Annotated in this window: 22 protein-coding genes and 1 pseudogene; 9 read left to right on the top strand and 14 right to left on the bottom strand. The window is 75.0% G+C overall.

Going from position 1 to position 26,653, the window contains the following annotated elements; all coding sequences use genetic code 11:
• From ACWGKI_RS07305 to ACWGKI_RS07260, 10 genes and pseudogenes are all read right to left on the bottom strand, one after another.
• Window positions 1-432: pseudogene (locus ACWGKI_RS07305) on the bottom strand (hypothetical protein); the annotation flags it as partial.
• Window positions 425-1,042, bottom strand: coding sequence for a nicotinate-nucleotide adenylyltransferase (nadD, locus tag ACWGKI_RS07300; protein ID WP_380244956.1), 618 nt, complete (start codon window positions 1,040-1,042; stop codon window positions 425-427). The pseudogene ACWGKI_RS07305 and the gene nadD, both read right to left, overlap by 8 nt.
• A gap of 19 nt (window positions 1,043-1,061) precedes the next feature.
• Complete coding sequence (locus ACWGKI_RS07295; RefSeq protein WP_380244957.1) at window positions 1,062-1,211, bottom strand: hypothetical protein; 150 nt, start codon at window positions 1,209-1,211, stop codon at window positions 1,062-1,064.
• A gap of 93 nt (window positions 1,212-1,304) precedes the next feature.
• Window positions 1,305-2,615 (bottom strand): glutamate-5-semialdehyde dehydrogenase, encoded by a 1,311-nt coding sequence (locus ACWGKI_RS07290; RefSeq protein WP_380244958.1) that lies wholly within the window; start codon window positions 2,613-2,615, stop codon window positions 1,305-1,307.
• Between the two features lie 43 nt (window positions 2,616-2,658).
• Window positions 2,659-4,158 carry an alpha/beta hydrolase family protein gene (locus ACWGKI_RS07285; RefSeq protein ID WP_452185872.1) on the bottom strand — a complete coding sequence of 500 codons (1,500 nt, stop codon included), beginning with the start codon at window positions 4,156-4,158 and terminating at the stop codon, window positions 2,659-2,661.
• 72 nt (window positions 4,159-4,230) lie between these two features.
• Complete coding sequence (gene proB, locus ACWGKI_RS07280; RefSeq protein ID WP_452185869.1) at window positions 4,231-5,373, bottom strand: glutamate 5-kinase; 1,143 nt, start codon at window positions 5,371-5,373, stop codon at window positions 4,231-4,233.
• Window positions 5,374-5,398: 25 nt separating this feature from the next.
• A complete protein-coding gene (gene obgE / locus ACWGKI_RS07275) occupies window positions 5,399-6,916 on the bottom strand; it encodes a GTPase ObgE (protein ID WP_380244961.1) in 1,518 nt (505 codons plus the stop codon).
• A gap of 95 nt (window positions 6,917-7,011) precedes the next feature.
• Window positions 7,012-7,269, bottom strand: a complete 258-nt coding sequence (gene rpmA, locus ACWGKI_RS07270; RefSeq protein WP_079574743.1) for a 50S ribosomal protein L27 — start codon at window positions 7,267-7,269, stop codon at window positions 7,012-7,014.
• 84 nt (window positions 7,270-7,353) lie between these two features.
• Entirely contained in the window at window positions 7,354-7,662 is a 309-nt protein-coding gene (rplU, locus tag ACWGKI_RS07265) for a 50S ribosomal protein L21 (RefSeq protein ID WP_176168869.1), read from the bottom strand.
• A gap of 270 nt (window positions 7,663-7,932) precedes the next feature.
• The gene (locus ACWGKI_RS07260) at window positions 7,933-8,142 is read right to left on the bottom strand and encodes a dodecin family protein (RefSeq protein ID WP_380244907.1); all 210 of its coding nucleotides are present in this window, start codon (window positions 8,140-8,142) and stop codon (window positions 7,933-7,935) included.
• Between the two features lie 94 nt (window positions 8,143-8,236).
• Between ACWGKI_RS07260 and ACWGKI_RS07255 the strand changes: the two genes are divergently transcribed.
• From ACWGKI_RS07255 to ACWGKI_RS07245, 3 genes are all read left to right on the top strand, one after another.
• Entirely contained in the window at window positions 8,237-8,854 is a 618-nt protein-coding gene (locus tag ACWGKI_RS07255; protein ID WP_452185867.1) for a protein-L-isoaspartate O-methyltransferase family protein, read from the top strand.
• Between the two features lie 110 nt (window positions 8,855-8,964).
• Window positions 8,965-9,816: an inositol monophosphatase family protein gene (locus ACWGKI_RS07250; protein WP_452185865.1), complete on the top strand. Its 852-nt coding sequence runs from the start codon at window positions 8,965-8,967 to the stop codon at window positions 9,814-9,816.
• Between the two features lie 76 nt (window positions 9,817-9,892).
• Window positions 9,893-10,987: a fatty acid desaturase family protein gene (locus tag ACWGKI_RS07245; RefSeq protein ID WP_380244911.1), complete on the top strand. Its 1,095-nt coding sequence runs from the start codon at window positions 9,893-9,895 to the stop codon at window positions 10,985-10,987.
• Here ACWGKI_RS07245 and ACWGKI_RS07240 read toward each other — a convergent pair.
• Together ACWGKI_RS07240 and ACWGKI_RS07235 are read right to left on the bottom strand one after the other, a co-directional pair.
• A complete protein-coding gene (locus ACWGKI_RS07240; RefSeq protein WP_380244912.1) occupies window positions 10,981-11,565 on the bottom strand; it encodes a thymidine kinase in 585 nt (194 codons plus the stop codon). The two genes, ACWGKI_RS07245 and ACWGKI_RS07240, sit on opposite strands and share 7 nt — an antisense overlap.
• 193 nt (window positions 11,566-11,758) lie before the next feature.
• On the bottom strand, window positions 11,759-15,331 hold the full coding sequence (locus ACWGKI_RS07235; protein ID WP_452185862.1) for an Rne/Rng family ribonuclease: 3,573 nt from the start codon (window positions 15,329-15,331) through the stop codon (window positions 11,759-11,761).
• 469 nt (window positions 15,332-15,800) lie between these two features.
• On the opposite strand from ACWGKI_RS07235, the gene ACWGKI_RS07230 reads away from it, so the two are divergent.
• Genes ACWGKI_RS07230 through ACWGKI_RS07205 form a run of 6 tightly spaced genes read left to right on the top strand, consistent with a single transcriptional unit; the run spans window position 15,801 to window position 23,681 of the window.
• The gene (locus tag ACWGKI_RS07230; RefSeq protein WP_380244111.1) at window positions 15,801-17,303 is read left to right on the top strand and encodes a cytochrome ubiquinol oxidase subunit I; all 1,503 of its coding nucleotides are present in this window, start codon (window positions 15,801-15,803) and stop codon (window positions 17,301-17,303) included.
• A gap of 42 nt (window positions 17,304-17,345) precedes the next feature.
• A complete protein-coding gene (gene cydB, locus ACWGKI_RS07225) occupies window positions 17,346-18,395 on the top strand; it encodes a cytochrome d ubiquinol oxidase subunit II (RefSeq protein WP_380244110.1) in 1,050 nt (349 codons plus the stop codon).
• Window positions 18,396-18,438: 43 nt separating this feature from the next.
• Window positions 18,439-20,181 (top strand): thiol reductant ABC exporter subunit CydD, encoded by a 1,743-nt coding sequence (gene cydD, locus ACWGKI_RS07220; RefSeq protein WP_452185860.1) that lies wholly within the window; start codon window positions 18,439-18,441, stop codon window positions 20,179-20,181.
• On the top strand, window positions 20,178-21,974 hold the full coding sequence (cydC, locus tag ACWGKI_RS07215; RefSeq protein ID WP_452185858.1) for a thiol reductant ABC exporter subunit CydC: 1,797 nt from the start codon (window positions 20,178-20,180) through the stop codon (window positions 21,972-21,974). The genes cydD and cydC overlap by 4 nt, the downstream gene beginning before the upstream one ends.
• Before the next feature lie 34 nt (window positions 21,975-22,008).
• Window positions 22,009-22,929 carry an ABC transporter ATP-binding protein gene (locus ACWGKI_RS07210; RefSeq protein ID WP_452185856.1) on the top strand — a complete coding sequence of 307 codons (921 nt, stop codon included), beginning with the start codon at window positions 22,009-22,011 and terminating at the stop codon, window positions 22,927-22,929.
• On the top strand, window positions 22,926-23,681 hold the full coding sequence (locus tag ACWGKI_RS07205; protein WP_380244106.1) for an ABC transporter permease: 756 nt from the start codon (window positions 22,926-22,928) through the stop codon (window positions 23,679-23,681). The genes ACWGKI_RS07210 and ACWGKI_RS07205 overlap by 4 nt, the downstream gene beginning before the upstream one ends.
• On the opposite strand, the gene ACWGKI_RS07200 is transcribed toward ACWGKI_RS07205, so the two are convergent.
• Window positions 23,678-25,282 (bottom strand): phytoene desaturase family protein, encoded by a 1,605-nt coding sequence (locus tag ACWGKI_RS07200; protein ID WP_380244105.1) that lies wholly within the window; start codon window positions 25,280-25,282, stop codon window positions 23,678-23,680. The genes ACWGKI_RS07205 and ACWGKI_RS07200 overlap by 4 nt on opposite strands.
• Window positions 25,279-26,646: a M20/M25/M40 family metallo-hydrolase gene (locus ACWGKI_RS07195; RefSeq protein WP_452185850.1), complete on the bottom strand. Its 1,368-nt coding sequence runs from the start codon at window positions 26,644-26,646 to the stop codon at window positions 25,279-25,281. Before ACWGKI_RS07195 ends, ACWGKI_RS07200 begins: the two co-directional genes overlap by 4 nt.
• Window positions 26,647-26,653 lie beyond the last annotated feature (7 nt).

Below are 26,653 nucleotides of genomic sequence, written 5' to 3'. Positions count from 1 at the left end.
GCCGCCCGGCGCGGCGGGCCGCGGCGCCGGTGCGGGCGCGACCGCGCGCGACATCTCGCCGGTGGGCCGCTGGATCGGCGCGAGCCGTCCCGTCTCGTCCAGCCCTCGCACTCCCGCCGACGCCGACGGGGGGCGCACCATGGGCGCCGGCGACGGGGCGGGAGCCGCGGGGCTCTGCTCGCGCAGCGAGCGACGCGACGGCGCGCTGGTCGCGGGGCCCGTGGCGAACCGGGACGCGGGCGGGGCGCCCGCGGCCCCGGCGGGCGCGCCGAACGGGGAGGGCGCGGCAGGACGTCCGTAGTCGGCACCTGCCGGGTGCGGGGCGGCCGGTGCCGGTGCGGCGGCGCTCTGCGCTGCTGCGGCGGCTGCAGCCTGCTCCCGCTCGCGGATCTCGCGGCGTGTCAGCGGGCGGGACGGGGTGTTGTCACTCATCGAGACCTCGATACAGACCGTGCTTGGCGATGTACTGGACCACGCCGTCCGGCACCAGGTACCACACTGGTTGACCGGCCTGCGCCCTGCGACGGCAGTCGCTCGACGAGATCGCCAGCGCCGGGACCTCCAGCGTCGTGACCCCGTCGTGGGGCAGGCCGTCCACGGTGAGCTGGTGCCCCGGCCGCGTGACAGCGACGAAGTGTGCCATCTCCCACAGGTGCGCGGCATCCTTCCAGGTGAGGATCTGCTCGATCGCGTCCGCGCCGCTGATGAAGAACAGGTCGGCGTCGGGGCGCTCCTCGCGCAGGTCCCGGAGCGTGTCGACGGTGTACGTGAGCCCCGGCCGGTCGATGTCCACGCGGCTCACGGTGAAGCGCGGGTTCGACGCCGTCGCGATCACCGTCATGAGGTAACGGTGCTCCGCCGGCGAGACGCGCTGGTGCTGCTTGAAGGTCGGCTTGCCGGTGGGGACGAAGACGACCTCGTCGAGATCCAGCAGCGCCGCCGCCTCGGAGGCGGCGACCAGGTGCCCGTGGTGGATGGGGTCGAAGGTGCCACCCATCACGCCCAGGCGCGGACGGCGCGGCTGCGACGACGGCTCGTTCACGCTGGCCGGACGGCGCTCGTCAGTGGCGGTTGGACACGTTGCGGAAGGCGTACGTCACCAAGAGCGCGACGACCAGGCCACCGAACGCGAGGAGACCCATCGCGATCGGGGGGATCGTCTCGGCGTGCTCGGTGGCCTCCTGGGCCACCTGAACGGCGGTGTGCAGCACGGGTTCCTCCTGTGCGTCGTGGGTGCGGCAGGTGCGATCGGGGCCCAGTCTCTCACGCGGCGCGGGCGGTGCGGACGGGCGTCGGCACGAAGGTCAGGGCCGGACGTGCCCGTCCCCGTGCACCACCCACTTGGTGGTCGTCAGCTCCGCCAGCCCCATGGGCCCACGGGCGTGCAGCTTCTGGGTCGAGATGCCGATCTCGGCGCCGAGGCCGAGCTGGCCGCCGTCCGTGAACCGCGTCGACGCGTTCACCATCACGGCGGCCGAGTCCACCTCCGCGACGAACCGCTCGGACGCGGCCAGGTCGCGGGTGAGGATCGCCTCGGTGTGCCCGGACGACCAGGTCCGGATGTGGTCGATCGCGTCGTCGAGCGAGTCGACGACGCGCACGGCGAGCTCCAGGGCCAGGTACTCCGTCGCCCAGTCGGCGTCCGTCGCGGGGAGCACCTCGACCGACTCCGGCGCGAGCGCCACGACGCGGTCGTCGCCGTGCAGCACCACGCCTGCCCCACCGAGGGCGGCGAGCGCCGCGGGCAGGAAGGCCACCGCGGCGTCGGCGTGAACGAGAAGCGTCTCCGCCGCGTTGCAGACCCCCACCCGCTGCGTCTTGGCGTTCATGACGATCTCGACGGCGGACGCGACGTCCGCCGACGCGTCCACGTAGACGTGCACGTTGCCGACGCCCGTCTCGATCACCGGCACCGTCGACGACTCGACGACGGTGCGGATGAGGTCCGCACCGCCGCGCGGCACGAGCACGTCCACCAGCCCGCGCGCCTGCATGAGGGCGACGCCGCCGGGGCGGCCGTGCGCGTCGATGGTCTGGACGAGGTCGGCGGGCAGCCCCTGCGCCTCCAGCGCCGCGCGCAGCACGTCGACGATCACCGCGTTGGACGCCGCCGCCGCACTGCCGCCGCGCAGGATCACGGCGTTCCCGGACTTCAGGGCGAGGCCGGCCGCGTCGACGGTCACGTTGGGCCGTGCCTCGTAGATCATCCCGACCACACCCATGGGCACCCGCAGCTGGCGCAGCCGGAGGCCGTTCGGGAGCGTCTGGCCGCGCACGACCTCACCGACCGGGTCGGGCAGGCCGGCGAGCTCGCGCAGCGCGTCGGCGATGGCCCCCACGCGCTGCGGGTCGAGCGCCAGGCGGTCGAGCAGCCCGTCGGCGAGGCCCCGCTCGCGGCCACGAGCCAGGTCGTCCGCGTTGGCGGCCACGATGCGGTCGGCGGCGTCCTCGAGGGCGGCGGCGAGGCCGCGCAGCGCGGCGTCCTTCGTCGCGCGGGTCGCGGTCGCGAGCGTGCGCGACGCCACCTTGGCCCGCCGCGCGACGTCGTGCACCGCGCCCGTGACGTCGGTGCCCTGGTCGCTGCCGGCGGCCTGCTCGGAGAGGGTCGTGGTCATCTCCCGAGCGTACGACGCCGCGCCGCGCGGCAGCAGCCCCCTCTCACCAGGAGGGACGCGGCGCGCGCGGGGGCACGAAGTGCGTGAAGGCGGGTGCGTGGTCGAAGGTCTGCAGCGTGACGACCTCGAACGTGGCCCGGTAGTCCGGGCCGAGGGCGTTCGCGGCGCGGTCGAGCAGCCGCGGGGCGAGCGACGGCCACCGTCCCGTGTCGATCCGGCGCTCCAGCGTGCGCAGCGCCACCAGCTCCTCACCGAGGTTGACCGACAGGTGCGCCCCGCGATCGACGTACAGGCTCCGCAGCCGTGCGGGGTCGCCCACGGCGCGCACCCGCTGCGCGAAGGACCGCTCGCCCGACGGCGGCGCCCCGCCGTCGCCCGTGGTGTGCAGGGTCAGCACGGGCGACGGCGTCGTGCCCTCGGGACGGTGGGCCACCATCGCCGCCCGGGCGGACGCGTCCGCCACGATCGGGGTGGCTGCTTCCAGGGCGGCGAGGTCCGCACCCAGGTCCAGGCCGGCGGCCGCGTAGGCCGCCCGCACGCCCCCGGCGTCGCCCGACCGCGCGAGCCGGGTCCGCAGCCGCGTCAGGTCGGTGCTGCTCGGGTTGCCGCCGAGCGTCGTCTCGAGGTGGACGCGGGCGGTCGGGCCCAGCCCCATCGTGTAGGCGCCGATCAGCCACTGTGCCTGACCCCGGGCCCACGCCTCCACGCCCTCGGGGCGCGGCTCGTTCATCTCGTACCAGCCGGTCACGGTGTTGAGGGAGGCGATCAGGGAGATCCGGGCACGGCCCTGCGGCGTCTCCGCCGCCGCGGCGAGCGCGGCGACCAGCGCGTCGCGGCTGGCCTGCGGGTCTGCGGCGTGGACGAGCTCGATCGGCTTCCCGTGGGCGTCGGTGCCGTCGGTGAGCAGCTCACGCGTCGCGATGTTCATGTCCAGGATGGCGTCGAGCTGGCCCACCCAGTCGATGACGCCGCCCACGGTGAGCACGCCGTCGATCCGGTCGGGCTCGACCTCGGCGTGCTTGACCGCCGTCAGGGCGCCCATCGACTGGCCGTACGTGATGGTGCGGGCCGGCTCCCTGACGTGCGCGGAGAACCAGTCCAGGAGGCGCGACTGGTCGGCGACCGCCGTCGGCACCGTGAAGTCCAGGCCGTCGTTCTGGAAGAGCGAGGCCGCCACGGCGTACCCGTGGTCGGTGAGCGTCTTCTCGCTCAGCTGCTGGTTGCCGAGCACGTGCGGCGCGGGGAAGCCGCCGAAGAACTCCGACGGGTAGTGCCCGTGGCTGAACAGCACCAGGGTGCCGTTCCACTCCTGCGGGACCAGGACGCGGTAGCGGGCGCCCGCGAGCTCACCCGAGTACTCGGTCGGCGGGGCCGGAGCCGGTGCGGTGGTCGGCTCGGGGCGGGGCGTCGCCGTCGCCGGGGCGGCGGCGAGACCCACCAGGGCGAGCGCCGTCGAGGTGACGGCGGCGGTGACGGCGGCGATCACCGTCGTGGTGACGGTGGCTGTGCGGTGGTGGGCACGGGCGCGGTGCGGTCGACGCATGGGAGCCTCCTGGGGCCGGGGGCACGCACCGGTGCGCGCCGCTCCCCTGTCGACGCCGCGTCGGCGCCGAACTCATCGCCCGCGGGTCGGGCGGTGCTCCAGCACGAGGTCGTCGCGGTGCACGATCTCGCGGTCGTACCCCTCCCCGAGGGCGGCGCGCAGGTCGAACGTGGAACGGCCGAGCAGCCCGGGCAGCTCGCTCGAGTCGAACGCGACGAGGCCGCGCGCGAGCACGACGCCGTCGGGCCCGACCAGCTCGACCGGGTCGCCGGCCTCGAACGTCCCCTCCACCCGGGTGACGCCCGCCGGCAGGAGCGACGCCCGCCCGCCCAGCACGGCGCGGGCGGCGCCGGCGTCGAGGTGCAGTCGGCCGTGGGACTGGGCGGCGTGCGCGATCCACAGCCTCCGCGCCGTCGTGCGACGCCCGGTCACCTCGAAGAACGTGCCGACGTCCTCGCCGGCCAGCGCGGCGGCGACGTGCACCGCGCTGGTCAGCACCACCGGCACGCCCGCCCCGGTCGCGATCCGTGCGGACTCGAGCTTGGTGACCATCCCGCCCGTGCCGACGGCGCTGCCGCGCGCGGTGACCTCGACCCCGTCCAGATCGGCCAGGTCGGCCACGTGCGGGATGCGCCGGGCACCGGGGCGCGACGGCGGGGCGTCGTGCAGGCCGTCGACGTCCGTGAGGAGCACCATCGCGTCGGCGCGCACCAGGTGCGACACCAGCGCCGCGAGGCGGTCGTTGTCACCGAAGGTGAGCTCGTCCGTCGTCACGGCGTCGTTCTCGTTCACGACCGGCACGACGCCCAGCGCGAGCAGCCGCTCGAGCGACCGTTGCGCGTTGCGGTACCGCGAACGCCGCACCGTGTCCTCCGCGGTGAGCAGCACCTGGCCCATCTGCAGGCCGTGCGCCGCGAACGCCTCCGTGTAGCGCGCCACGAGCTGCCCCTGCCCGAGCATGGCGGCGGCCTGCATGGTCGCGACGTCGCGCGGCCTGGCGCTCAGGCCGAGCGGGCCGATGCCGGCCGCGATCGCCCCCGAGGAGACGAGGACGACCTGGCCGCCGTCCGCCACGCGCGCCGCGAGCACCTCGACCAGCGCACGCAGGGCCGTGAGGTCGAGACGCCCGTCCGGTCCCGTGAGCGAGGACGACCCGATCTTGACGACGACGCGGTGGGCGTCCGGCAGGCTGGCGCGGGAGGTGGCGGCGTTCACCCGCGCATTCTCGCTCTCGGCGCGGTCAGGCGTCGTCCGGGTCCGTCCAGTGACCCGACTGGCGCTCGGTCCACAGCTCGCGTCGGGCCTCCGTCTTGGCGTCCATGCGCTCCTGGTGCTCGCGACGCTTGTCGCCGCGGGTCGGGCGGGAGCTCTCGTCGAGCCGCAGGTCGGTGCCGCGCGCGCCGAGCAGCTCGGGGCCGGTGCTGAGCGTGGGCTCCCAGTCGAAGACGACGGCGTTGGTCGGGTCGCCGATGCGCACCTCGTCGCCGGCGACGGCGCCCGCCTTGAGCAGGCGGTCCTCGACACCGAGCTTGGCGAGCCGGTCCGCGAGGAAGCCGACGGCCTCGTCGTTGTTGAAGTCCGTCTGCCGCACCCAGCGCTCGGGCTTGGACCCGCGCACCTCGTAGTAGACGCCTTCGTGCTCGCGCCGCGCCGTGACGGTGAAGCCGGCCTCGTCGACCGCCTTCGGACGCAGCACGACCCGCGTGGGCTCGGGCGGCGGCGCGGCCGCGCGGGCGCGCTCCACCAGCTCGCCGAGCGCGAACGTCAGCGGCCGCAGCCCCTCGTGGCTCGCGGTCGACACCTCGAAGACCCGCAGCCCGCGCGCCTCCAGGTCGGGACGCACGAGCTCCGCGAGCTCGCGGGCCTCGGGGACGTCGATCTTGTTGAGGACGACGAGGCGCGGCCGCTCGGTGAGCGGCACCCGGCCGCCCTCGATCCCGAGGTCGCCGGAGTAGGCGGCCAGCTCGGCCTCGATGACGTCCAGGTCGCTCAGCGGGTCGCGGCCGGGCTCGAGCGTGGCGCAGTCGAGCACGTGCACGAGGACGGCGGTGCGCTCGATGTGCCGGAGGAACTCCAGGCCGAGGCCCTTGCCCTCGCTCGCGCCGGGGATCAGGCCCGGCACGTCGGCGACGGTGAAGCGGGACTGGCCCGCCTGCACCACGCCGAGGTTGGGCACGAGGGTGGTGAACGGGTAGTCGGCGATCTTCGGCCGCGCGGCGGAGATCGCCGCGACGAGGGAGGACTTGCCGGCGCTCGGGTAGCCGACGAGCGCGACGTCGGCGATCGTCTTGAGCTCGAGGACGACCTCCCGCTCCTCGCCCGGCTCACCGAGCAGGGCGAATCCGGGGGCCTTGCGCTTCGGGGAGGCGAGGGCGCGGTTGCCGAGTCCGCCCTTGCCGCCCTGCGCGACGACGAACTCCGCGCCGGGGCCCACGAGGTCCGCCAGCACGTTGCCCTCGCGGTCCTTGACGACCGTCCCGTCGGGCACGCCGAGCACGAGGTCGCCGCCGTTGGCGCCGTCGCGGTCGTCGCCCATGCCCTGGGTGCCGTTCGTGGCGCGCCGGTGGGGCGAGTGGTGGTACTCGAGCAGCGTCGTCGTCTGGGGGTCGACGACGAGCTTCACGGTGCCGCCGTCGCCACCGTTGCCGCCGTCGGGGCCGGCGAGGGGCTTGAACTTCTCGCGGCGGATGGACGCGACGCCGTGGCCGCCGTCACCGCCCACGGCGTGCAGCACCACGCGATCGACGAAGCTGGCCATGGTCAGATCCTCTCAGGCAAAGCGACGAGGGGCGCACCACGACGGTGCGCCCCTCGTCGTCGACTCGGGTGGGAGTCGAGAAGGTGTGTTGCGGCTCAGACCTCGGCCGCGACGATGTCGATGACCTTGCGGCCCCGACGCGTCGCGAAGGCCACCGAGCCGGCGGTCAGCGCGAACAGCGTGTCGTCGCCGCCACGGCCGACGTTCTCGCCGGGGTGGAAGTGCGTGCCGCGCTGGCGGACGATGATCTCGCCGGCCTTGACGACCTGGCCGCCGTAGCGCTTGACGCCGAGGCGCTGGGAGTTCGAGTCACGGCCGTTGCGCGAGGAGCTCGCGCCCTTCTTGTGTGCCATCTGTCAGACCTGCTTTCTGCGAAGAACGAGGGAATCAGTGCCGCGGGCCGTGCAGCGAGCGAGCGCGCTCGGCCCGGCGGGACGTCACTTGATGCCGGTGACCTTGAGACGGGTCAGCGACTGGCGGTGACCCTGGCGCTTGCGGTAGCCGGTCTTGTTCTTGTACTTGAGGATCGTGATCTTCGGGCCCTTCTCGTCCCGCACGACCTCAGCCGTGACCTTGACCTTCGCCAGCTTCGCGGCGTCGGTGGTCACCTTCTCCCCGTCCACCAGAAGCAGAGCGGGCAGCTCCACCGTGTCACCGGCCTGGGCCTTGACTCGGTCCATGACGACGATGTCCCCGACGGACACCTTCTCCTGACGGCCACCGGCCTTGACGATCGCGTAAACCACGTTGCTGCTCATCTCTCCTGGTCTGGGCATGCCGCACGACGTTCATCACCGACTTGGTCTGCAACTCGGCCCGCCGCGGCGGTCGAGTGCGGTGCGTCATGGGCACACGGGACTGGCACACCGAGGGCGTGCCGACGTCCAAGACTACGCGAGGGAACCGAAGGGTTCAAACCTCCTGCGCGGACACCCGCAGTGACGTCGCCCACCGCGGGCCGTCCCGGCGGTGCGTGGCAGCGGGCTGGGGCAGCGGGCCGAGCAGCGAGCCGGGGATCAGTCCTCGAGGACGAAGGTCACCTGCAGGTCCACCTGCCAGGCCACGATACTGCCGTCGGACACCTCGACCTTCTGCTCCTTGACCCATGCACCGGTGATGTGGCGGACCGTCTGTCCGGCCCGGTCGAGGCCGACGCGGATCGCGTCCTCGAAGCTCGTGTCCGACCGTGCGGTGATCTCCGTGATGCGTGCGACCGTCCCTGCCATGTCGTCCTCCGATCTCAGGGCCGGCGACGGGCCGGCGCTACGTCGATCGTGACCCCGGCCGGTGTCGCTCGCCACGAGGGGCGACGATGGACAGATGGCCGGACGAACGGGGCCCACCGAGCTGCCCACGGGCGCAGGCGGCGTCGCGGACGCGGTGGCGGACGCGCTGCGCGACGTCGACCGCCGCGGCTTCCTGCCCCGCCGCGCCGTGCGCTGGGCCGCCGCGGACCACCCGATCGACATCGGCCGCGGCCAGACCTGCTCGCAGCCGTCGACCGTCGCGGCCATGCTCCGGCTTCTCGCCGTGCCGCCCGGGGCGCACGTGCTGGACGTCGGCTCCGGCTCGGGCTGGACGACGGCTCTCCTGGCCCGGCTCGTCGGGCCGGACGGCGCGGTGCTGGGGGTGGAGCGGCACGCCGATCTGGCGGCCCGCGGGGCGGCGAACGTCCGCCGCACCGGGATGGGCTGGGCCCGCGTCGTGCGCGCCACCCCCGGCGTGCTGGGGGCTCCACGACCAGGCGGCTGGGACCGGGTGCTGGTGTCCGCGGCGGCCACCCACCTGCCCGGTGCGCTCGTGGACCAGGTCGCCCGCGGCGGCCGCATGGTGATCCCCGTGCGGCACGTGATGGTGCTCGTCACGCGCGACGACGACGGCACCGTGCGCACGTCCGAGCACGGCACCTACTCGTTCGTGCCCCTGGTCGAGGACTGAGGTCGCGCTCCCCGTCCGCCGGTTCTCCACCGGTACTCCGCCGGTACTCCGCCGGTACAAGGCCACGTCGGGCGGTGTGCGCGGTCTGCGCGCCGTGCCAGGATGCGGCGGTGGCACGCACCACGGCGACGGCCGTCCCCGCACCCCGCCCCGAACCGACCGACGCCCAGGTCGCGGTGTCGGCCGCCCTCGCCGGCGCGGCGGAGGTCGCCGCCGCCTTCCGGCAGCCCGTGACCCGGCACGCGAAGTCCGGGCTCGACTTCGCGACCGACACCGACGTCGCGGCGGAGCGGGCGGTCCGCGCGGTGCTGGCGGCAGCGCGGTCGGACGACGCCGTCGTCGGCGAGGAGCTCGGCACCTCCGGCGGGGACGCGCCCCGACGGTGGTACGTCGACCCGCTGTGCGGCACCCTCAACTTCGCCGCCGGCGTGCCGGCCTTCGGCGTCAACGTGGCGCTCGCCGAGCGCGACGGTGAGCGGGTCCTCGCCGCGGCGGTCGCCGACCCCCTCACCGGGGAGGTGCTGTGGACCGACGGCACCCGCGCCTGGCGGCAAGGCCCCGGCGCAACCGCCCACGAGGGCCTCTCCCCCGACCCGGTGACGCGGCTGATCAACATCGACGTCGACAACGGCGGCCAGGCGCCCGCGCTCGTCGCGGACACGGCCCTGCGCGAGTCGTTCGCGGTGCGCGTGGCCTCCACCTCGCTCGCGCTCGCCTGGGTGGCGGCAGGGCGGCAGGCCGCGTACGTGACCGGCGCCGGCGTCGACGGCAGCGTGCACTTCCTGCCCGGCGTCGCGCTGTGCGAGGCGGCCGGGTGCGTCGTCACCGACCTCGACGGAGGCCCCGTCCGCGGCGGGCGAGGCATCGTCGCAGCAGCGGACGCCGCCACCGCGGACCTGATCCTCGCCCGGGTCCGCGCACTGGGGGGACAGCCCCCTTGCCCCGAACCTACGGTCCCGTAGGCTCGAGGCATCCGCACACCGAGCGACCGCTCACCACCTCGGCTGGGAAGTCGACCTCGACCCCTGCGAGGCCCGTATGACCACAGCCACCGTCGACGACACCCCTTCGGCCACCCGCCTCTCCGGCGCCGCGCACACCAGCTCGTACAGCGCGCTGTCGCGCGCCGTACGCGAGGCCGGGCTCCTGCGCCGCACGTACGGCTACTACCTGCGCACGGGCATCCTGCTCACGCTGGCCGTCGCCGCGGCTGCCGCCGGGTTCGTCCTGCTCGGTGACTCGTGGTTCCAGCTCCTGGTCGCCGGGGCGCTCGGCGTGATCCTCACGCAGTTCGCGTTCCTCGCGCACGAGGCCGCGCACCGACAGATCTTCGCGACCGGCCCCGTCAACGACCGCGTCGGGCGGCTGATCGCCAACGCCGTGGTGGGCATCAGCTACTCCTGGTGGATGTCGAAGCACACGCGCCACCACGCCAACCCGAACCACGTGGGCAAGGACCCCGACATCGCGAACGACACCATCGTGTTCACCGAGGAGGGGGCCAGCGAGCACCGTGGGTTCCTCGCGCTGATCACCCGGTACCAGGGCTGGCTGTTCTTCCCCCTCCTCACCCTGGAGGGCCTCAACCTGCACGTGACGTCCGTGCGCTCGCTGCGGCACGGCACCGCCGAGGACCGAGGCGCACGGGTGCGCGAGCTCCTGACGATCGGCGCGCGGCTCCTGGTCGGCACGGCTGTCGTCTTCTGGTGGCTCCCTGTCGGGATGGCGTTCGCCTTCCTCGGCGTGCAGCTCGCCGTCTTCGGCGTCTACATGGGCGCGTCGTTCGCGCCCAACCACAAGGGCATGGCGATCATCCCCGAGGGCAGCCGCCTGGACTTCCTGTCCAAGCAGGTGCTCACCTCGCGCAACATCCGCGGCGGGGCCTGGATGAGCGCCCTCATGGGCGGTCTCAACCACCAGATCGAGCACCACCTGTTCCCGAGCATGCCCCGGCCGCACCTGGCCCAGGCCCGGCTGCTGGTGCGCGAGCACTGCGCGACGCACGGCCTGCCGTACACGGAGACGAGCCTCGCGCGGTCCTACGCGATCGTCGTCGGCTACCTCAACCGGGTCGGCCTGGCCGCCCGCGACCCCTTCGACTGCCCGATGCGCCGCAGCCTGCGCGGCTACTGAGCCGCGAGGCCGCCGGCGCGGTGCACGCGGCACCGCGCCTCGTAGGACTCGGTGCCGCCCACGTGCCCGGAGGCCGGCGCCAACGGGTCGTCCGCGGGGGCCGCCTCGGTCCGCCGGACGTGGAACGCCGCGTCCCGCCCGCACACGGCGCACACCGCCGTGAGCTTGGTGACCGACTCGGCCACCGCCATCAGCTCGGGCAGCGGCGCGAAGGCGCGCCCGTCGAACGTCACCGACAAGCCCGCCACCACCACCACACGTCCCGCGTCGGCCAGCGCCGTCACCACGTCCACGAGGTCCGGCCCGAAGAACTGCGCCTCGTCGACCGCCACCAGCTCGATGTCGTCCCCGACGAGCGACGGGATCTGCGCGGCCTCGCGGACGCTGCTGGAGGGCACCTCGAGCCCCGAGTGGGACGCGACCCGCCCGGCGCCGCTGCGTGTGTCCAGCTCGTGCGCCACGACGAGCACGCCCCGGCGCGCGACCTGCGCCCGGTGCACGCGGCGCACCAGCTCCTCCGTCTTGCCGGCGAACATCGGGCCGGCGATCACCTCGAGCCGCCCCGTGGTCCCGTCCATGGCCCGAGCATGGCACGCGCGGCCCGCCGAGGGCCGGACGAGGGCCGGACAGGGCCGGACGAGGGCCGGACGAGGGCCGGACAGGGCCGGACGAGGGACGGACGAGGGACGGACGAGCGAAGGGCCCGGGGCCGATGTCGTGGACATCGGCCCCGGGCCCTTCACCTCGACCGCGACACGGTCACGCGGCGCGTCACTCGGCGCCCGTCACTCCCTGGGCCGCAGCTTCCCCAGCAGCCGGCTCAGCAGCCTTGGGGGCTCCTGCTCCTTTGCGCGCGCGCCGGGGCGCCTTGCGCGCCGGCTTCGCCGACGGGACCTCGGTGGCAGGCTCCGCACCGTCGCCCGCGACGGGCTCCGGCTTGCGCTCAGGCAGCTCGATGAGCGTCTCGGGCGCGACGGGGGTCACCGGCGTCGCGGGCGCCGCCGGAGCGGCGACCGGCACGGCGGCGTCGGCCACGACGACGGACGCGCCGCCGTCCTTGGCCTCGTGCTCGTGCTCGTGCGCGTGCGCCGCCGCGGCAGCGATCGTGGCGAGCGTGGCCTTGACGGCCTCGCGGGCCTCGGACCGGTCCTCGGGCAAGGTAGGCACCTCGGCCGCCGGGCTGGGCGCCACGGCCTCCGCCTGCTTGCCGCCGCGCTTCCGGCGCGAGCGCGTGGAGCCCTCGCCCTGGTCACCCTCGGCGTGCTGGTGCGGGGCACCCTTCTCGATCGGCTCGCTGTGCACGATGAACCCACGGCCCTTGCAGTGCTCGCAGGTCTCGGAGAACGCCTCGACCAGGCCCTGGCCCACGCGCTTGCGAGTCATCTGCACCAGCCCGAGCGAGGTGACCTCCGCCACCTGGTGCTTGGTGCGGTCGCGGCCGAGGCACTCGACCAGCCGGCGCAGCACCAGGTCGCGGTTCGACTCGAGCACCATGTCGATGAAGTCGATGACGACGATGCCGCCGATGTCGCGCAGCCGCAGCTGGCGCACGATCTCCTCGGCCGCCTCCAGGTTGTTCCGGGTGACGGTCTCCTCGAGGGTGCCGCCCGCGCCGGTGAACTTGCCGGTGTTGACGTCGATGACCGTCATCGCCTCGGTGCGGTCGATGACGAGCGACCCGCCGGACGGCAGCCAGACCTTGCGGTCCATGCCCTTGGAAAGCTGCTCGTCCACGCGGTGCACCGCGAACACGTCGGTGTTCTCGGTCCACTTCGTGACCCGGTCGCGCAGGTCGGGAGCAAGCTCCTCGACGTACTGCGCGATCTCGTCCCACGCGCCCTGGCCCTGGATCTGCAGCGACGAGAAGTCGTCGTTGAAGATGTCACGGACCACGCGGATCGCCAGGTCGGGCTCCCCCTGCAGCAAGGCGGGGGCGCTGGCCGAGGCCGACTTCTTCTGGATCGCGGCCCACTGCGCCTCCAGGCGCTCGACGTCGGCGCGCAGCTCGGCCTCGCTCGCACCCTCGGCGGCCGTGCGCACGATGACGCCCGCGCCGTCAGGCACGACGTCCCGCAGGATCTTCTTGAGCCGGCTGCGCTCGGTGTCGGGCAGCTTGCGGCTGATGCCGGTCATGCCACCGCCGGGCACGAAGACCAGGTAGCGGCCGGCGAGCGTGACCTGCGAGGTCAGGCGGGCGCCCTTGTGACCGATCGGGTCCTTGGTGACCTGCACGAGGACGGAGTCGCCCGACTTCAGGGCCTCCTCGATGCGGCGCGGCTGACCCTCGAGCCCGGCCGCGTCCCAGTTCACCTCACCGGCGTACAGGACGGCGTTGCGCCCCTTGCCGACGTCGACGAACGCCGCCTCCATGCTGGGCAGCACGTTCTGCACGCGGCCGAGGTAGACGTTGCCCACCATCGACGCCTGCGACTGCTGCGAGACGTAGTGCTCCACGAGCACGCCGTCCTCGAGCACGGCGATCTGCGTGCGGCCGTCGCGCTCGCGCACGACCATCGACCGCGTCACCGACTCGCGGCGCGCGAGGAACTCGGCCTCCGTGATGATCTGGCGGCGGCGGCCGGCGTCGCGGCCCTCGCGGCGGCGCTGACGCTTCGCCTCGAGCCGGGTGGAGCCCTTGAGCGCGGTGACCTCGTCGCGGTCGCGCGTCCGTGCCACCGCGGCCTCGGCCCGCTCCGCGCGGGTGCCGCGGCGGCGACGGCGGCGGCGACGGCTCGACGCCGAGTCCCCGCCCTCGTCGTCGCCCTGCTCGTCACCGTGCTCGTCGCCGTGCTCGTCGTCCTGCTCGTCGGCGTCCTCGTCCGCGGGGCGCGTGGCGGCACCGTCGCGACGGCCGTCCTCGGACTCCGCGGAGTCCAGCGAGTCGTCGGAGTCCTCGTCGCCCTCACCGGGCTCGGTGTCGTCCTCGGGGCGGCGGCCGCCACGGCGACCGCGGCCGCCACGTCGACGGCGACGGCGCGGACGGATCTCGTCCTCCTCGCCGTCCTCGTCGCTCAGGTCCTCGGGGCCGAGGTCGACCAGCTCGATGCCCTCGGCGACGAGCTCGGACTCGATGACCCCGACCTCCTCGACCGCGGCGGCCTCGTCCTCGGTGAGCTCGACGGGCTCGGTCGCGGCGACGTCGGGCACGACGGCGGTGTCCTCGACCGCGGGCTCCGCGTCGCGCGGGGTCTCGGTCGTGGCCGTGCCGGGGGCCGGAGCCGTCTGCGCGGCCTCCGGGCGCTCCTCGGCCTGCGCCGGCTTCGACGCGCGGGTGGCGCGGCGCGACCGCGAGCGCGTCGACTCACGCTTCGGGGCCTCGGTGGCCGCGTCGCTCGACGCGGCCTCAGACGGCGCGGACGGCGCGGACGGCGCGGTGGCGGGGGCCTCGGTCACGGCCTCCGGCGCGGTGGCCGCCTCGTCGTGCGGGCGGGGCGGGCCCGCGGGTGCCTGGGCACGACGCGAACGGCGCGCGGTCGACAGGTCCGGCGCCTGGAAGAGCACGGCCGTCGTCGCGAGACGGGGGGTCACCGACCCGCCGCCCGTGGCGGCCGGCGAGCGCGGGGCCGTCGGCTCCTGGCGCGTCGGGGCGGCGGACTCCGGGGCGGTCGCGTCGGCCGGTGCGGCGGCAGCCTTCTTCCGCGGCGACTTCTTCGCGGCGGTCTTCGCCGGGGCCTCGGTCGCGGACGCCTCGTCCGCGTCCTTCGCGGACCTCGCCTTGGCGGACCGCGAGGCGCGCTTCGTGGGAGCCTTCGTGGCGGGCTCGGCAGCGTCGGGTGCGGGCGTCCCGACCGGCTCGGCGGTCGGCTCGACAGTCGGCTCGACAGTCGGCTCGGCGGTCGGTTCGGTGGTGGACGCAGCCTCCGCCGACTTGGCGGTGGCGGACCGGCGCGTGCGGGTCGTGCCCGTGGCGCGGCCGCGGCCCTTGGCGGCAGGCGCCTGCTCGGGCTCGGGAGCGGTCTCGACGACCGCCTCGGCCGGCGTCTCGGTGCGCGCGGGCACGTCAGCGGTCGCCTGGGCGCCGGTGGAGCGGGTGGCGCGGCGACGCGTGCGGGCGGGCTTCTGCGCGGTGTCGTCACCGTCGGCACGACCGCCGGGACCCTGCGGCAGGACGATGTCGTCGAGGCTCGCAGACCCGCCGGTGAGGGCGTCGTCGCGCGCCGCGGCCCGCTCGGGCAGGACGAGGTCGGACAGCGAGGAGCCGGGACCGGCCGGGGCAGGCTCCGCCGGCGTGCTCGCGGAGGCCGGCTGCTCCGCCGCCGGGCCCTTCGGGGCGGCGGCGGCGCGGGTCGCGCGGCGACGAGCGGGCTTGCGGGCTGCGGCGTCGGTCGGGTTGTCGGACGTCACGGAAGGCGCTCCAGCTCCGGTGGTCCCGCCCCCACACGTGCGGACCACCGGTGGTCGTCGTCGGACGGTGGCGCTGCTCAGCGCCCCGGCCGACGGAAGTCTCGGTTCCGGCTGCGGCACCGCGCTCTTCGCGGACGCCTGCCCCCTGGCCTCGTGCCTGGCGGCGGCATCGCGTGCGGATCGCGAGTGCTGCGAGCTCGTGGGCCGGCCCGGGATGTGGGCCCGGACGGCTTCGGACCAGTATCGCACCCTGCGCGACCCGCCGCGTGACACGCCGCCGTCCGACGCGCCGTGACCGAACCCGGCTTGACTTGTGAAGACCTTCACGACCAAGATCGTGAAAGTCTTCACGAACCTCGCCAGCCGGGCGGTGGTCACGAAGGCCACACCCGAATCCGCCGAGGTCGTGCGCTTCCGAGCTGGCGGTCCTACCGTCGGAAGACGACCCGGTCGAGCCTCAGGAGAACCCGTGGACGCCCTCGCACTGGCCCGCTGGCAGTTCGCCATCACCACCGTCTACCACTTCATCTTCGTCCCGCTCACCATCGGCCTCGCGCCCCTGGTCGCCGGCATGCAGACGGCGTGGGTCGTCACCAAGAAGGAGCGCTGGCTCCGCCTCACCAAGTTCTTCGGCAAGCTCCTGCTGATCAACTTCGCGCTCGGTGTCGTCACCGGCATCTGGCAGGAGTTCCAGTTCGGGATGGCCTGGAGCGAGTACTCCCGCTTCGTCGGCGACGTCTTCGGTGCTCCCCTCGCGATGGAGGCCCTCGCCGCCTTCTTCGTGGAGTCCGTCTTCCTCGGCCTGTGGATCTTCGGCTGGGACCGCGTCTCGAAGAAGGTCCACCTGGCCGCCATCTGGCTGTTCGCCCTCGCGACCAACCTGTCCGCGTTCTTCATCCTCGCCGCCAACTCCTGGATGCAGCACCCGGTCGGCACGATCTACAACGCCGAGACGGGCCGCGCCGAGATGGAGTCCATCGGCGCGGTGCTCACCAACAGCACGCTGTGGGCCGCCTTCCCGCACACCATCACCGCCGCCTTCCTCACCGCCGGCACCTTCGTGTGCGGCATCGCCGCCTGGTGGATGGTGCGGCTCGCCCGCACCCGGAAGGCCGAGCACGTCGAGACCGCGCGGAACGTCTACCGGCCCGCCGTCGTCGTCGGCGCCTGGGTGATGCTCATCGCCGGGGCCGGCGTCATCTGGTCCGGCGACACCCAGGGCAAGCTCATGTTCCAGCAGCAGCCCGGCAAGATGGCGTCGGCCGAGGCCCTGTGCGAGGGCGAGGAGGGCGCCGCCTTCTCGATCCTGTCCATCGGCAACCTCAACGAGGGCTGCGAGGGCGTGCGCCACATCCTCACCGTGCCGGGCGTCGCCAGCTACCTGGGCACCGGCCACTTCTCCGGCCCGGAGTCGTTCCTCCCGGGCGTCAACGACGTCCAGGAGCAGTACACCGAGCGCTACGGCGACACCACCGCGTCGGGCGACCCCGTCACCTACACCCCGCCGCTGGCCGTCGCCTACTGGTCGTTCCGGCTCATGATCGGGTTCGCCGCCTTCTCCGCCGCCCTCGCCCTCCTCGCGCTCTGGCTGACGCGCAAGGGACGCGTGAGCGACAACGTCTGGCTCGGACGGCTCGGCATCCTGGCCCTGCCCATGCCCTTCATCGCCTGCTCCTTCGGGTGGATCTTCACCGAGGTCGGGCGGCAACCCTGGGTGGTGGCGCCCAACCCCTCCGGCATCGACCAGGTGCGGCTGCTCACCGAGCGGGGCGTGTCCACGGCCGTGCCGTGGGGCGTGATCCTCGGGTCGATGATCGCCCTCACCCTGGTCTACGCGCTGCTCGCCGTCGTCTGGTACCGCCTCATGCACCGGTACACGATCGAGGGCGTGCCCGCCTCGGTCCGCGACGAGTCGCCGGAGGCCCAGAGCTCCGACGACGACGCCGACCGCCCGCTGTCCTTCGCGTACTGAGCGCCGCACTTTCAAGCATCGAGAACGAGAGCTGGGAGACCCATGGACCTCGCGATCCTCTGGTTCGTCATCATCGCCGTGCTGTGGACCGGGTACCTCGTGCTCGAGGGCTTCGACTTCGGCGTCGGCATGCTGCTGTCGATCCTGCCGCGCGGCACCAAGGAGCAGCGCGACTCCGAGCGCCGCGTCCTCATCAACACGATCGGCCCCGTGTGGGACGGCAACGAGGTGTGGCTGCTCACCGCCGGCGGCGCGACCTTCGCGGCGTTCCCGGAGTGGTACGCCACGATGTTCTCGGGCTTCTACATCCCGCTGCTGATCATCCTGCTCGGGCTCGTCGCCCGCGGTGTCGCGTTCGAGTACCGCGGCAAGATCGCCGACGCCCGCTGGGCGCGCCGCTGCGACCTCGCGATCCAGTTCGGCTCGTGGGTCCCGGCGGTCATGTGGGGCGTGGCGTTCGGCAACCTCGTGCGCGGCCTGCTGCTCGACGAGTCCTTCCAGTACGTGGGCGGGTTCTGGGCGCTGCTCAACCCGTTCGCGCTCGCGGGCGGCCTGACCACGCTCGTCCTGTTCCTGCTGCACGGCAGCGTGTTCGTCGCGCTCAAGACCGACGGCGAGGTCCGCGAGCGCGCCGGGCGGCTGGCGTCCGCGCTGGCGGTCGTCGCCCTGGTCGTGGCCGGCGGGTGGGCCGTGTGGGCGCAGGTCGCCTACTCGGTCGCGTGGACGTGGGTCCCCGTGGCGGTCGCCGCGCTCGCGCTCGTGGGGGTTGTCGTCGCCACGCGGGCCCGGCGCGAAGGGGTGGCGTTCACCCTGTCCGCCGTGGCCATCGCGAGCGCCGTCGTGCTGATCTTCGGTTCCATGTACCCCGACGTCATCCCCGCCCTCGGGGACGGGGTGCCGCTCACGGTCGCCGAGGCCTCGTCCACGCCGTACACCCTGACCGTCATGTCCTGGGTGGCGGTGGTCCTCACCCCGCTCGTCATCGCCTACCAGGCGTGGACGTACTGGGTGTTCCGGCGCCGACTGTCCACGAAGGACATCCCCGCCCCCGCCGGGCTGTCGTGGCAGAAGATCAAGGAGGCGGCGTTCTGACGCACCGGCCGCCCTCGTCCGTGCCCAGCCCTAGCCTGCTCCCGTGAAGCCTCTCGACCCGCGCCTGCTGCGCCGCGCCCGCGCGGCGCGGTGGTACGTCGCCCTGACCGCCGCGCTCGGCGTCGCCGCCGCGGGCGCCGTCGTCGTGCAGGCGTTCGCGATCGCGCACTCCCTCGGTCCCGCCGTCACCGCCGGCAGCGCGGGCACGCCCCTCGTGCTCGCCGACGTCACGCCGTGGCTCGGCCTGCTGGTCGTGGCGCTGGCGGCGCGCGCGGGCATCGCCTGGGCCCAGGAGCGGTACGCGCAGAAGGCAGCTGCCGACGTCGTCGCCGAGCTGCGCGAGCAGGTCGTGGCGCACACCGTGGCGCTCGGGCCGCGGCCCGCCGGCGAGTCGTCCGCCGCGACCGCCACGCTGGCCACGCGAGGCCTGGACGACCTGGCGCCGTACCTCGTGCGGTACCTGCCGCAGCTGCTGCTCACCGCGATCCTCACGCCGGCGCTCGTGCTCGTCGTGCTCGGGCTCGACTGGGTCTCCGCGTTGATCTGCGTGGTGACGCTGCCGCTGGTGCCGCTGTTCATGTGGCTGGTGGGGGTGATGACCGCGGGCGCCTCGGAGCGCCGCCTGCGCACCATCGAGCGGCTGGGGGCGCAGGTGCTCGACCTGCTCGCCGGGCTGCCGACCCTGCGCGCCTTCGGGCGCGAGATCGGGCCCGGCGCCCGGGTGCGCGCCCTCGGCGACGCGTCGCGCCGCGCGACCATGGGCACCCTGCGGATCGCGTTCCTGTCCGGGATGGTGCTCGAGCTCCTCACCACGCTCTCGGTGGCGATCGTCGCGGTAGGCGTCGGCCTGCGCCTGGTCGAGGGGATGATCGCCCTCGTGCCCGCGATCGCGGTCCTCGTCCTCGCGCCCGAGGTGTACCTGCCGCTGCGCCGCGTCGGCGCCGAGTTCCACGCCTCGACCGACGGGCTGGCCGCCGCCGACCGGGCCTTCGCCGTCCTCGACCAGCCGCTGCCGGTCGCGGGCACCGTGGCCGCCCCACCCCTGGCGGGCGCGACCCTCGTGCTCGACGGCGTCGGCGTGCGCGCCGGTGACCGCGACGTCACAGCCCCCGCCGGTCTCACCGCGCGCGTCCCGCTCGGCACCGGCCGCCCCGGCGGCGGCCGGGTGGTGGCGCTGCGCGGCCCCAGCGGGGCAGGCAAGACGACGACCGCGCTCGTGCTGCTCGGGCTGCTGCGCCCCGACGAGGGCCGGGTGCTCGTCGATGTCGACGGTGCCACCCCGATCGATCTGGCCGAGGTCGACCCGGCGACCTGGTGGCCGCAGGTCACGTGGGTGCCGCAGCGCCCCAGCCTCGCGCCCGGGACCCTGCGCGACGCCGTGACCGACGGCCGCGACACCGGCGCGGACGCCCTGGCGGCGGCGGCGCGCACCACCGGGCTGGACGCCGTCGTCGACGCGCTGCCGCACGGCTGGGACACCCCCGTGGGCTTGGGCGGCACCGGGCTGAGCGTCGGACAGCGGCAGCGCGTCGCCCTCACCTCCGCCCTGCTCGACGGAGCGGACGGCGCTGCTCCCCCGCCGCTGGTGGTGCTCGACGAACCCACCGCGCACCTCGACGCCCGCGGGGAGCAGGTGGTGCTCGACACCGTGCGCGCCTGGCGCGACACAGGCCGCACCGTGCTCGTCGTCGCGCACCGCGCGTCCCTGCTGGCGCTCGCCGACCAGGTGGTCGACGTCGCCGCTCGACGGGTCGAGGCGGACGACGCGGAGGTGGTGACCCGATGAGCCGGGACCTGGCGGTCCACGAGCCCACCCGGCAGCCGGCGGCTCTGCCGTCCCGTGACCCCTTGCGCCGGGTGCTGCCGATGCTCGAGGTGCGCTGGACCCGCGTGCTGCGGGCGGTCCTGCTCGGCACGCTCGCCCTCGGGTTCTCGGTGGGGCTGGCCGCCACGGCGGCGTGGCTGATCGCCCGCGCCTCCCAGATGCCCCCGGTGCTGCAGCTGTCGGTCGCGGTCGTGGCGGTGCGCGCGTTCGGCACCGGGCGGGGCGTGCTGCGCTACCTGGAGCGCCTCGCCTCCCACGACGTGGCGCTGCGCGGCATGGCCGCCCTGCGCGCCAACCTCTACGACGCCCTCGCGCGCGGCCCCGTCACCCGGGTGGTGGCGCTGCGCCGCGGCGACCTGCTGGCCCGGGTCGGCGCGGACGTGGACGCGGTGGGCGACGTCGTCGTGCGGGCGCTGATCCCCGCCGGGGTGGCGGTCGGGGTCGGGCTCGGATCCGTGGTCCTGGTGGGCGCGTTCCTGCCCGCCGCGGGTCTCACCCTGCTCGGCTGCCTGCTGCTCACCGGCGTGCTGGCGCCGTGGCTGGCCTCGCGCGCGGCGGCGTCCGTCGAGCGGCGGGGCGCCGAGGCGCGGGCGGAGGTCACCGCACGCGCGCTGGAGGTGCTGGAGGACGGGCAGCAGCTCCGTGTGGCCGGACGCCTCGACGGCCGCCTGGCCGGGCTGCGGGACGCCGACGCGCGGCTCACCCGCTCCACCCACGACGGCGCTCGCATCTCCGGGACGTCCGCGGCCATCGACGCGGGGGCACAGACCCTCGCCGTGCTGTGCTCGCTGCTGCTCGGCATCCCGGCCGTCGCGGCAGGCGCCCTGGCGCCCGTCGAGCTGGCGGTCGTGGTCCTCACGCCGCTCGCCGTCTTCGAGGCCACCTCGACGCTGCCCGCGGCCGCCGTCCAGCTGCGCCGTTCGCGCGAGGCCGCCCGCCGCCTGGTCGCCCTCCTGCCCGACCCGTCGGGCGCCCGGCCTCCCGAGACGCCGCCCCCGCCGGACGGGGCGCACGCGCTGCTGGAGCTCGACGGGGTCGGCGCGGGATGGGCGGACCGCGCCGTCGTGGCCGACGTGGACCTCACCCTCCGGCCGGGCGCGGTGGTCGCGCTCGCCGGCCCGTCCGGCGTCGGCAAGACGACGCTGCTCCTCACGGCCGCCGGGCTGCTCCCGGCCCGCACCGGACACGTCCGCGCCACGCCGGACGGCACGCTGTTCGTCGCGGAGGACGGGCACCTCTTCGGCACGACGGTGCTGGAGAACCTTCGGGTGGCCCGCCCCGACGTGACGCCCGACGACGCCCGGAGCACGCTCGCCGCCGTCGGCCTCGACCGCTGGCTCGCAGGGCTGCCGGACGGTCTCGACGCCATGCTCGGGCCCGACGGCGCCGACGTCTCCGGCGGCGAGCGTCGCCGCCTGCTCGTCGCCAGGGCGCTGCTCGCCCCGGCGCGCGTGCTGCTGGTCGACGAGCCCGCGGAGCACCTCGACGCCGCCACGGCCGACGCCCTGGTCGCGACGCTGGTGGCGCACGCGCGCACCACCGGGCGGGCGGTCGTGCTCGCGTCGCACCGCCTCACCCCGCTGGCGGCCGCCGACGAGGTGCTGCTGCTGGGCGGCGCCGCTGCGGGCGGCACGGCGGACGGGACGGCGAGGGTCGTCGCGCGCGGCACGCACGACGAGCTGCGGCGCGACGTGCCGGACTACGCCTGGGCGGCGCGGCAGGAGCACGCCCTCGCCGGTCCTCCCCAGGGATGACGACGCGCCCGGAGGCCGCCGCTAGCGTCCTGGTGTGATCACCATCGAGTCCCTGACCAAGCGGTACGGCGGCTTCACGGCCGTCGACGACGTCTCCTTCACGGCGCGCCCGGGCCGGGTCACCGGCTTCCTCGGACCGAACGGCGCGGGGAAGTCCACCACGCTGCGGCTCCTGACGGGTCTCGCCGCACCGACGTCGGGCACCGCGACCGTGCTGGGACGCCGCTACGCCGACCTGCCCAACCCTGGCCTGGAGGTCGGGGTGCTGCTCGACGCGTCGGCGCAGCACGGCGGTCGCACGGGCCGCGAGACCCTGGTGCTGGCCCAGCGCACGATGGGGCTGTCCGCCGCCCGGGTGGACGCGGTGCTCGACCTCGTCGGCCTGACCCGCGCGGAAGGCCGGCGCCGGGTGCGCGACTACTCCCTGGGCATGCGGCAGCGGCTCGGGATCGCCACGGCGCTCCTGGGCGCGCCGGACGTGCTCGTCCTCGACGAGCCCGCGAACGGCCTCGACCCGGCGGGCATCCGCTGGATGCGCGACCTCCTGCGCGGCTTCGCGGACGACGGCGGCACGGTGCTGCTGTCCAGCCACCTGCTGGCCGAGATCGAGATGATCGCCGACGACATCGTGATGATCGGCCGCGGCCGCGTCGTCGCCGCCGGGACCACCCGCGAGCTGCTCGCGGGGGTCGGGACGCTCGTGCGCTCCGACGACGGCGCGGCGCTCGGTGCGGCCCTCGGCGACGCCGGGTTCCAGGTCGCGCCGACGGCGGACGGAGCCGTCGCGACGGACGCCGACCTCGCGACCGCCGGACGCGTGGCCTTCGCCGCAGGGCTCGCGGTCACCGAGCTGCGGCCCGCCGACGGTGCGGGCCTGGAGGAGATGTTCCTCGAGCTCACGTCCGACGACCAGCGCGACCCCGCACCGGCGCTGACCGAGGGGGCGGCGGCATGAGGGCCACGATCCCGATGACCCGCCTCGTGGACGTCGAGGTGCGCAAGATGCTCGACACCCGCGCGGGCGCCTGGCTGCTGATCTCGGTCGCGCTCGTCGCCGCGCTGGTGGTGGGGGCCGTGACCGTGTGGGGGCGCGACGACGAGGTCACCTTCGCGTCGTTCACGCGCATGATCGCGTTCCCGATGCAGCTCGTGCTGCCGATGGTGGCCGTGCTCGCCGTGACGAGCGAGTGGAACCAGCGCAGCGCCCTGACGACGTTCGCGCTGGTCCCCCGGCGCGGGCGGGTCGTCGTCGCGAAGGGCGTCGCCGCCGTGACGGTGGCGCTGCTCGCCGGCGCCGTGGAGCTCGTCGCGGCCGCCGGGGGGACCGTCGCCGCGTCCGCGTTCCGCGGCATCTCCCCCGTGTGGGACCTGACCCTGGAGCAGACCGGGCGGGCCGTGCTGCTCAACGTGGTCGCGCTGGCCGTCGGCTTCGGGTTCGCGGTGCTGATCCGGGCGTCGGCGCCCGCGCTGGTCGCCTACCTCGGGTTCATGCTCGTCCTGCCGTCGCTGTCCGGGCTGGTCGCGAGCCTGGCGCCGTGGTGGGCCGCGCACGGCACCTGGCTCGACCTGAGCCTCGCGATGAGCATGCTGACCGCGCCGGACGTCACGGGCGAGCAGTGGGCGCAGCTCGGCACGGCGAGCCTCGTGTGGATCGGCGTGCCCCTCGTCGTCGGCATGCGGCGTCTGCTGCGGGCGGAGATCCGCTAGCGCCGCCCTTCGCCGAGCACCGCCATCGCCGCGGCGCGGCCGGGGACACCGCTCACTCCCCCGCCGCGCCGCGCGCCCGCCCCGGCGAGCAGCACCCGCGGGTGCACGGTCTCGACACCCCACGACCCCGGCCGGTCCAGGCCGTCGTCCTCGGCCCACGGCCACGACAGGTCCCGGTGGAAGATGTGGCCGCCCGGCAGCCCGACGTCGCGCTGCAGGTCGGTGGGGGTGCGCGCCTCCAGGCACGGCCGGCCGGCGGCGTCGCGCAGCAGCACGTCCTCGACGGGTTCCGCGAGCACCGAGTCGAGGGAGGCGAGCGTCGCGGCCAGGGCCCGTTCCCGTGCGTCGTCGTGCGCGGCCGGGTCGTCGGCCCGGAACAGCCGCGCCGGCATGTGCAGGCCGAAGAGCGTGAGGGTCTGGGCGCCGGACGCGCGCAGGTCGTCCCCGAGGATCGACGGGTCGGTGAGCGAGTGGCAGTAGATCTCGCACGGCGGGAGGGCGGGCACCCGGCCCGCCGCGGCGTCCGCGTGCGCGGCCTGGAGCTGGTCGAACGACTCGTTGACGTGCAACGTCCCGCTGAACGCCGCCACCGGGTCGACGGCGTCGCGCAGCCGCGGCAACCGGCGCAGCAGCATGTTGACCTTGAGCTGGGCGCCCTCGGGCGGCGCGGGCGTCGCCCGGCCGGAGGGTGCCGCCCCGCCGGCGGCCAGGAGGTCGTCGAGGACGTCCGGTGCCGCGCCGCACAGCACGGTGGCCGCCGCGACCTCCTGCTCGCGGCCGTCGTCGTCGGTCCACACGATCCGGGCGTCGCCGCCGCCGCCCGGGTCGACGGCGGTCACGGCGGCGCGCGTGACGACCGTCGCCCCGGCCGCGAGGGCGGCGTCGCGCAGCGCCCCGGACACCGCGCCCATACCGCCCACCGGGACGTCCCAGTCCCCCGTGCCGCCCCCGGCCACGTGGTAGAGGTAGCAGCGGTTCTGGACCAGCGACGCCTCGTCCAGGTCCGCGAAGGTGCCGATGAGGCCGTCGGTCGCGACCACGCCCCGCACGACGTCCGACCCGAACCGGGCGCGCAGGGCCTCCCCCAGCGGACGCTCGACGAGCGCGTCCCACGTGGCGTCGTCGTCCACCAGCGCGCGGGCCTGGGCCCGCGACCGCAGCGGCTCCGTGAGCGTGGGGAACAGCCGGCGGGCGAGGCGGCCGGTGGCCGCGTACCAGCCGGCCCACGCGGCGTGGTCGGCCGCGGGCGCGCCGACCGCGGCGAACGACGCCCGGGTGGCGGCGTCGTCCGCGGTGTCGACGAGCAGCCCCGCGTCCCCCACCGGCGTGTACGACGAGAAGCGCCGGCGACGCAGCGCCACCGGCAGCCTCAGCTCGCGCACGATCACGGGCGGCAGGAGCGACACCAGGTAGGAGTAGCGCGACAAGCGCGCCTGCACGCCGGGGAACACCGCCGCGGACACGGCCGCACCGCCCACGTGGTCGAGACGCTCCAGCACCAGCACGTCGCGCCCGGCGCGGGCCAGGTACGCGGCTGCGGTCAGCCCGTTGTGCCCGCCGCCCACCACGACGGCGTCGTAGCGCGCGGCGAGGGTCGTCATCCGCCGAGCCGCGCCAGGAAGAGCGCCTCGCCCACGGCGAGGTGCTCGATCTCGCTCGGGTGCACGCTCTCGTTCGGCGCGTGGATCAGGCAGGCCGGCTCCTCGACGCCGAGCAGCACGATCGCGGCGTCGGGGTACTGGCTCGCGAGGATGTTGCACAGCGGGATCGACCCGCCCTGACCGGCCGTCACCGTGGCCTGCCCGTAGGCGTCCGCGAGCGCCGTGGACAGCGTCTCGAAGACGTGCCCGTCCGTGCGTGCGGCGAACGGCTGCCCGACGGCGTCGCGCTCCACGGTCACGCGCACGCCCCACGGCGCGTGCGCCTCGAGGTGGGCGACCAGCTTGTCCTGGAGGTCCTGCGCGTCGGCGCCGGGCGGCACCCGCAGGTTGAGCCGGGCGGCGGCCCGCGGCTGGATCGCGGCCGCCGAGCCGACGACCGACGGCGCGTCGATGCCGAGGATCGTCAGGGCCGGCCGGGCCCACAGCATGTCGGCGACCGCGCCGTCGCCCAGCAGGGTGGTGCCGGGGAGCGCGCCCGCGTCGGCGCGGAAGGCCTCGGCGTCGTACGGCACGCCGGGCCACGTGCCCGTCGTGTCCACACCGTCGATCGTCGTGTTCCCCTCGGCGTCGCGCAGGGTGGCCAGGATCGCGACCAGGGCGGCGAGGGCGTCGGGCGCGGCCCCGCCGAACATGCCGGAGTGGATCTCCCCCTCGAGGGCCTCGACGTGCAGCACGACCGTCGTGGCGCCACGCAGCGACACGGTGAGCGTCGGCAGGCCGAGCCGCGCGTTGCCGGTGTCCTGCACCAGCATGGCGTCGGCCGCGAGGGCGCCCGGGTGGTCCTCGACCCAACGGTCCAGGCCGCCCGTGCCCTGCTCCTCCGAGCCCTCGATCACGATCCGCACGCCCACCGGCAGGTCGTCGCCCACCAGCGAGCGCAGCGCCCGCAGCGCCGTGAGGTGGGTGACGACGTTCCCCTTGCAGTCGGCGGCCCCCCGGCCGTAGAGCCGGCCGTCCCGTTCCGTCAGCTCGAACGGGGGCGTCGTCCACGCCGCGTCGTCGAGCGGCGGCTGCACGTCGTAGTGCGCGTACAGGAGCACCGTCGGCGCGCCGGGCGGACCCGGCCGGTACCCCACCACGACGTCCGAGCCGTCCGGGGTGCGTTCCCGGCGGGCGTCGTCGATGCCCTCGGCGCGGAACGCGTCCACCACCCACTGCGCCGCCCGCTCGCACTCGGCCCGCGGGTACAGGCGCTCGTCCGCGACGGACGGGATGGCCACGAGCGTGCGCAGGTCGTCCAGCGCGCGCGGCATCAGCGGGGCGACGGCGGCCCGCACGGCCTGCGGGTCAGGGCTGGTGGTCATCAGGTCT

It is taken from the genome of Isoptericola sp. NPDC055881 (assembly GCF_053615895.1).
The sequence above is the reverse complement of the archived record's forward strand: the minus strand, read 5'-3'. Positions and strand labels throughout refer to the sequence as shown.